Origin of the sequence: Streptomyces recifensis (assembly GCF_002154615.1) — a bacterium.
Lineage (GTDB): Bacteria > Actinomycetota > Actinomycetes > Streptomycetales > Streptomycetaceae > Streptomyces > Streptomyces griseoluteus.
Genome location: NZ_MUNH01000380.1, coordinates 1 through 6496 on the forward strand (window position 1 = coordinate 1; position 6496 = coordinate 6496).

Genomic DNA, 6496 nt, shown 5'->3' on the forward strand with positions numbered 1-6496 from the left:
CGCCTAGGGTCTTTCGTTTGGATCAGGCCGGATCAGGGAGCGGTGCCAGACCCCGCGAGCCCGGCAAGATCCAAACGAGAGGCCCTAGGTGGCCGCGGCCGACGCCCGGCGGGTGCGGTACAGGAAGTCGGCCACCCGCGCCTCGTCCGGCTCGGCGGGGAGCGGGGTGCGGAGCAGCGCCGCGTCGCACTCGTCGGCCAGCCGGGCCATCCGTGCCTCGATCTCCCGCCAGTCCACCTCACCCCGCTTCACCGCGAGCAGTGCCTCGCGCTCCTCGCCCACGTCCAGCCGCAGCTCGCCCGTGCGCAGCAGGTCGCGAGCACTGCTCAGCAGGCGGAGCAGATGCATCGCGTGCTTCCAGCGCGGGGCGCCGGTGGTGCGGATGTCGGCGTCCAGCCTGCGGCGCTGGCCGAGGGCGTAACCGGTGAAGGTGGCGTGCACCTGGCGGGAGAGGAACGCCCCGCGCAGCGAGAGCAGTTCGCGGCCGGTGTCGTCCAGGTGCTCCACCAGCGGGGAGTGCAGGCACTCCAGGATGTTCGGGTTGGCCCGCAGCGCCAGCTCGCAGAAGCGCTCCAGCTCCCAGGAGAACCGCTCCTCGCCCGGCCCCTCGACATGCGTGGGCGGCTTCTCGAACCGCCAGAAGAGCGGGGTCGGGGCCACGAACACGCCCCGCCGGTCGGTGTCACTGGCGTCCGTGGCCAGCCCGAAGGCGCGCGAGCCCATGACACAGGCGTAGACGGTGTGGTCACGGACCAGGTCGGCGGGGCGCATGCGGGGGAGCGTACGCGGGCGGTCAGGCCAGGTGCACCGTGTTTCCGTGCACCATGATCTCCTTGGCGGCCAGCGGCTGGGTGGCCGGGCCCTGTGCGACCGAGCCGTCGGAGATACGGAACCTGCTGCCGTGGCACGAGCAGTCGACGGTGCCGTTCGCGACCCTGTTCAGGGAGCAGCCCTGGTGGGTGCAGATGGCGGAGAACGCCTTGTACTCGCCCTTCTTGGGCTGCGTCACCACCACCTTCTGCGCGGCGAAGATCTTGCCGCCGCCCTCCGGGATCTCGCTGACGCTGCCCAGCGCCTGCCCGCCGTCGCCGGAGTCGGAGGTGCCGGAGTCGGAGGTGCCGGAGGCCGAGGCGCTCTCGCCGGGAGAGGTGCTGGCGGTGGCCGAGGAGCCGCCGTCCTCGCCGCATCCCACACAGCAGACGGCGAGCGTGGCGGCCCCCGTGGCGAGAAGCGTGCGCCGGGTCGCGGGCTGGTTCATGTCGTCACTCCGAGAGGTTCAAGAGGCGGAAAACACGCGGAAAAGGGCGCAGAAAGCCCCATACTTCCGGGCATCTTGGCACCGAACACCGCCCAGACGAAGGAGGCGGCTGCGGGTCGGACCCCGCCTCGGCCGAACGGGCGCCCGTCCCGCCGCGCGGCCGGCGTGCGTCCGGCCCGCCCCGGCTGACTAGGGGGCGTCGTCTGGATCAGTTCGACGACGCGGGGCCTGGCACGCACTCCCCAAGCTCTCCGAGCAGGGGGGACCCCCAGCCGCGTTGTCGTCACTCTCCCCCGAGCTCTCGGCCCTGCTCGAGCAGGGGGGACCCCCACCGCTCCGCGTCGACTCCCTCCTCCGCCTTGCAGCTGCACGCACCAGACCCCACTCGGGTCGGCCACGAGGCGCCGTATCCATCCGCCGACCGGATCCAGACGACACCCCCTAGGCTGGACGCCACCAGAAGCCGGCCCCGGGCCGGTGCCGCCGCCCCGCACAAGGACATCGCCCAGTGAGAACCGCACTCGTCATCGGCACCGGGCTGATCGGGACCTCGGCCGCGCTCGCCCTCACCCAGCGGGGCGTCACCGTCCACCTCACCGACCACGACCCCGCCCAGGCCCGTACCGCCGCCGCCCTCGGCGCCGGTACCGACGAGCCGCCGCAGGGCCGGGTCGACCTCGCGCTCGTCGCCGCGCCGCCCGCGCACGTCGCCGCCGTCCTCGCCGACGCCATGCGCCGCGACCTCGCGCACGGCTACCTCGACGTGGCCAGCGTCAAGGGCGGCCCCCGCCGCGAACTGGAGGCGCTCGGCCTGGACGAGGCCGTCCTCGCCCGCTACCTCGGCACCCACCCCATGTCCGGCCGCGAGAAGTCCGGCCCGCTGGCCGCCACCGCCGACCTCTTCGAGGGCCGCCCCTGGGTGCTCACCCCGACCCGCGACACCGACACCGAGGTGCTGAACCTCGCCCTCGAACTGGTCTCGCACTGCCGTGCCGTCCCGGTCGTCATGGACGCCGACGCCCACGACCGCGCCGTCGCGCTCGTCTCCCACATGCCGCACCTGGTCTCCAGCCTGGTCGCCGCCCGGCTGGAGAACGCCGAGGAGGCCGCCGTACGGCTGTGCGGGCAGGGCATCCGGGACGTCACCCGGATCGCCGCCTCCGACCCCCGGATGTGGATCGACATCCTCTCCGCCAACCCCGGCCCGGTCGCCGACCTGCTCACCGACGTCTCCGCCGACCTCGACGAGACCGTGCGCGCCCTGCGGGCCCTGCAGTCCGCCGACGAGGACAAGCGGCGCACCGGCGGCGCCGGGATCGAGGACGTGCTGCGCCGGGGCAACGCCGGCCAGGTCCGGGTCCCCGGCAAGCACGGCTCCGCCCCGCGCGCCTACCAGACCGTCGCCGTCCTCATCGACGACCAGCCCGGCCAGCTCGCCCGCATCTTCGCCGACGCCGGACGGGCCGGGGTCAACATCGAGGACGTCCGCATCGAGCACGCCACCGGACAGCAGGCCGGTCTCGTGCAGCTCATGGTCGAGCCGGGGGCCGCGCCCGTCCTCACCGAGGCGCTGCGCGAGCGGGGCTGGGCGCTACGGCAGTAGCACGGGGCCCGGCGGTCACGCGGCGCACGTGCGTCCGTACGAGTGACCCACACCCAGTAACCTTGTGCGGGGCGCCCTCGCGTCCCGCCTCCCCGACCGACACCCTTCACCAGGAAGGTGCCCTCCCGTGGAAAACGGCGCCGCCCCGACCGCCCAGCCCGTGATCGTAGCGATCGACGGCCCCTCCGGCACGGGCAAGTCGAGCACGTCGAAGGCCGTGGCCGCGCAGCTCGGCCTCAGCTACCTGGACACCGGCGCCCAGTACCGGGCCATCACCTGGTGGATGGTGACCAACGGCATCGACCTCGCGGACCCCACCGCGATCGCCGCCGTCGCGGGCAAGCCGGAGATCGTCTCCGGCACCGACCCGCTGGCCCCGACCATCACCGTCGACGGCTACGACGTGGCCGGCCCGATCCGCACCCAGGAGGTCACCTCCAAGGTCAGCGCGGTCAGCGCGGTGCCCGAGGTGCGTACCCGGATCACCGAGCTGCAGCGCTCCATCGCGGCCGGGGCCGAGGAGGGCATCGTGGTCGAGGGCCGGGACATCGGCACCACCGTGCTGCCCGACGCCGACCTGAAGATCTTCCTCACCGCCTCCCCGGAGGCCCGCGCGGCCCGCCGCAGCGGCGAGCTGAAGGGCTCCGACGTCGCCGCCACCCGCGCCGCCCTGATCCAGCGGGACGCGGCCGACTCCAGCCGCAAGACCTCCCCGCTCGCCAAGGCCGCCGACGCGGTCGAGGTCGACACCACCGAGCTGACCCTCGCCCAGGTCATAGAGTGCGTCGTCACCCTGGTCGAGGAGAAGCGGGCCGGGAAGTGAGCCGGAGCGCACCGCCCTCGGAGCGGGGCGCCGAGATCGGGCGGCGCATCGGCGTCGGCCTGATGTACGGCCTGTGGAAGCCGCGCGTGCTGGGCGCCTGGAAGGTGCCCGCGTCGGGCCCGGTCATCCTCGCGGTGAACCACTCCCACAACATCGACGGCCCCATGGTCATGGGCGTGGCGCCCCGGCCGACGCACTTCCTGATCAAGCAGGAGGCGTTCATCGGGCCGCTCGACCCCTTCCTGACCGGCATCGGCCAGCTCAAGGTCGACCGCACCACCGCCGACCGCACCGCCATCGGGCGGGCGCTCGGCGTGCTGGAGCAGGGCGGCGTGCTGGGCATCTTCCCGGAGGGCACCCGGGGCGAGGGCGACTTCGCCTCGCTGCGCGCCGGACTCGCCTACTTCGCGGTGCGCGGCGGGGCGCCGATCGTGCCGGTGGCCGTGCTCGGCAGCGCCGACCGGCCCGGCCGCCTGGTCAAGGCCCTGCCGCCGCTGCGCTCCCGCGTGGACGTGGTCTTCGGAGACCCGTTCGAGGCGGGGGACGGCTCCGGGCGGCGTACGCGCAAGGCGCTGGACGAGGCGACCGAGCGCATCCAGAAGCGGCTCACCGCACACCTGGAAAACGCCAGGCGCCTGACCGGGCGCTGGGCGACACTTGAGTAGTGGAACCGGCCCCCGGCGGGCCACTTCCACCGCTCACCACGAACGACGACGAGGTACGGACTTCATGAACGACCAGAACCAGCCCGACGGCTCGGCCGCGCACGAGTACGAGCACGGGGCTCTCGGCGACGCCGAGTACGCGGAGTTCATGCAGCTCGCCGCGGAAGAGGGCTTCGACATCGAGGACGTCGAGGGCGCCATCGAGGAGGCGGGCCACGGCCCGCTTCCCGTGCTCGCCGTCGTCGGCCGCCCCAATGTCGGCAAGTCGACCCTGGTGAACCGGATCATCGGCCGCCGCGAGGCGGTCGTCGAGGACAAGCCCGGTGTCACCCGCGACCGCGTCACCTATGAGGCGGAGTGGGCCGGGCGCCGTTTCAAGGTGGTCGACACCGGCGGCTGGGAGCAGGACGTCCTCGGCATCGACGCCTCCGTGGCCGCGCAGGCCGAGTACGCGATCGAGGCCGCCGACGCGGTCGTCTTCGTGGTGGACGCCAAGGTCGGCGCCACCGACACCGACGAGGCCGTGGTCCGGCTGCTGCGCAAGGCCGGCAAGCCGGTGGTGCTGGCCGCCAACAAGGTCGACGGCCTCTCCGGCGAGTCCGACGCGGCCTACCTGTGGTCCCTCGGCCTGGGCGAGCCGCACCCGGTCTCCGCCCTGCACGGCCGCGGCACCGGCGACATGCTGGACGCCGTCCTGGAGGCCCTGCCGGACGCGCCCGCGCAGACCTTCGGCGGTGCCGGCGTCGGCGGTCCCCGCCGCATCGCCCTGATCGGCCGCCCGAACGTCGGCAAGTCCTCGCTGCTGAACAAGGTCGCGGGCGAGGAGCGCGTCGTCGTCAACGAACTGGCGGGCACCACCCGCGACCCGGTCGACGAGATGATCGAGCTGGGCGGCAAGACCTGGAAGTTCGTGGACACCGCCGGCATCCGCAAGCGCGTCCACCTCCAGCAGGGCGCCGACTACTACGCCTCCCTGCGCACGGCGGCCGCCGTGGAGAAGGCGGAGGTCGCGGTCATCCTCATCGACGGCTCCGAGAACATCTCGGTGCAGGACCAGCGCATCGTCACCATGGCCGTGGAGGCCGGGCGCGCGGTCGTCGTCGCCTTCAACAAGTGGGACACCCTCGACGAGGAGCGCCGCTACTACCTCGAGCGCGAGATCGAGACCGAGCTGGGCCAGATCGCCTGGGCCCCGCGCGTCAACGTCTCCGCCCGCACCGGCCGCCACATGGAGAAGCTGGTCCCGGCGATCGAGACCGCGCTCGAGGGCTGGGAGACCCGCGTCCCCACCGGCCGGCTGAACGCCTTCCTCGGCGAGCTGGCCGCCGCCCACCCGCACCCGGTCCGGGGCGGCAAGCAGCCGCGCATCCTGTTCGGCACCCAGGCCGGCACCAAGCCGCCGCGTTTCGTCCTCTTCGCCTCCGGCTTCATCGAGGCGGGCTACCGGCGCTTCATCGAGCGCCGTCTGCGCGAGGAGTTCGGCTTCGAGGGCACCCCGATCCACCTCTCGGTGCGGGTGCGCGAGAAGCGCGGCGCGAAGAAGAAGTGACCGCCACGGCGGATTGACGCACGGCGAAGGGGCGGCCCGGTCTCCAGGGAGACGGGCCGCCCCTTCGTGTACGGCTCAGTTGCCCTGGCGGGGGGCCGGGGGGAGCGCCGGGAGCCCCTCGCCGTCCGGCTGGGCCCGCCCGATCGTGCCGATCCGCTGCCACTGGGACTGCTGCGACTGCTGCCGCGCGCTGTAGGCCCCGGCGCTGTAGGCGCTGTAGGAGCTGCTGAACGACCCCGGCCGGTGCCCGCCGTACGAGCCCGTGCTCTGCGGGAGGTTCCCGAAGGCGGTGAACCCGAGGTTCTCCTCGCCGCTGCGATCCCCGGGCAGCGTACGGAAGGTCTTGACCCACTCCGCGTACAGCGTGTCGTAGATCGGCGTGGACGAGGGCCCGCCGGAGTTCTCCTGCCCGGACCGGGCGACGGGAACGGGGGACAGGGCGGGCCGGCGGGGAGAGGCGTCGTATGGGTGCACGTATGTCCAAACGACGGTGCACCCAAAGGGATGCGGCCACGCGGGGGCCTGTCGGGGGTAGGCCGGACGGCACGACCGGCCGTGCCGCCCCTGGGGGTGGGGGACGGCACGGCCGGTCGTGCCG

Annotated in this window: 7 protein-coding genes; 4 read left to right on the forward strand and 3 right to left on the reverse strand. The window is 73.4% G+C overall.

All coding sequences use genetic code 11. The annotated features are described in order from the left end of the window. Positions 1–84: 84 nt before the first annotated feature. Complete coding sequence (locus CCN33_RS19905) at positions 85–771, reverse strand: nucleotidyltransferase domain-containing protein (RefSeq protein WP_086694931.1); 687 nt, start codon at positions 769–771, stop codon at positions 85–87. A 22-nt stretch (positions 772–793) separates the two neighbouring features. Further along, positions 794–1258 carry a Rieske (2Fe-2S) protein gene (locus tag CCN33_RS19910; protein ID WP_086694932.1) on the reverse strand — a complete coding sequence of 155 codons (465 nt, stop codon included), beginning with the start codon at positions 1256–1258 and terminating at the stop codon, positions 794–796. Positions 1259–1766: 508 nt separating this feature from the next. On the opposite strand from CCN33_RS19910, the gene CCN33_RS19915 reads away from it, so the two are divergent. The 4 genes from CCN33_RS19915 to der all read left to right on the forward strand — a co-directional run bounded on the left by CCN33_RS19915 (position 1767) and on the right by der (position 5898). Continuing rightward, complete coding sequence (locus CCN33_RS19915; protein WP_086694933.1) at positions 1767–2861, forward strand: prephenate dehydrogenase; 1095 nt, start codon at positions 1767–1769, stop codon at positions 2859–2861. A gap of 127 nt (positions 2862–2988) precedes the next feature. Continuing rightward, on the forward strand, positions 2989–3684 hold the full coding sequence (gene cmk / locus CCN33_RS19920; RefSeq protein WP_086694934.1) for a (d)CMP kinase: 696 nt from the start codon (positions 2989–2991) through the stop codon (positions 3682–3684). A gap of 62 nt (positions 3685–3746) precedes the next feature. Then, complete coding sequence (locus CCN33_RS19925; RefSeq protein ID WP_051720498.1) at positions 3747–4349, forward strand: lysophospholipid acyltransferase family protein; 603 nt, start codon at positions 3747–3749, stop codon at positions 4347–4349. A gap of 64 nt (positions 4350–4413) precedes the next feature. Beyond that, the gene (gene der, locus CCN33_RS19930) at positions 4414–5898 is read left to right on the forward strand and encodes a ribosome biogenesis GTPase Der (RefSeq protein WP_086694936.1); all 1485 of its coding nucleotides are present in this window, start codon (positions 4414–4416) and stop codon (positions 5896–5898) included. Between the two features lie 75 nt (positions 5899–5973). Here der and CCN33_RS19935 read toward each other — a convergent pair whose 3' ends face one another. Beyond that, positions 5974–6372: a hypothetical protein gene (locus tag CCN33_RS19935; protein ID WP_086694937.1), complete on the reverse strand. Its 399-nt coding sequence runs from the start codon at positions 6370–6372 to the stop codon at positions 5974–5976. Positions 6373–6496 lie beyond the last annotated feature (124 nt).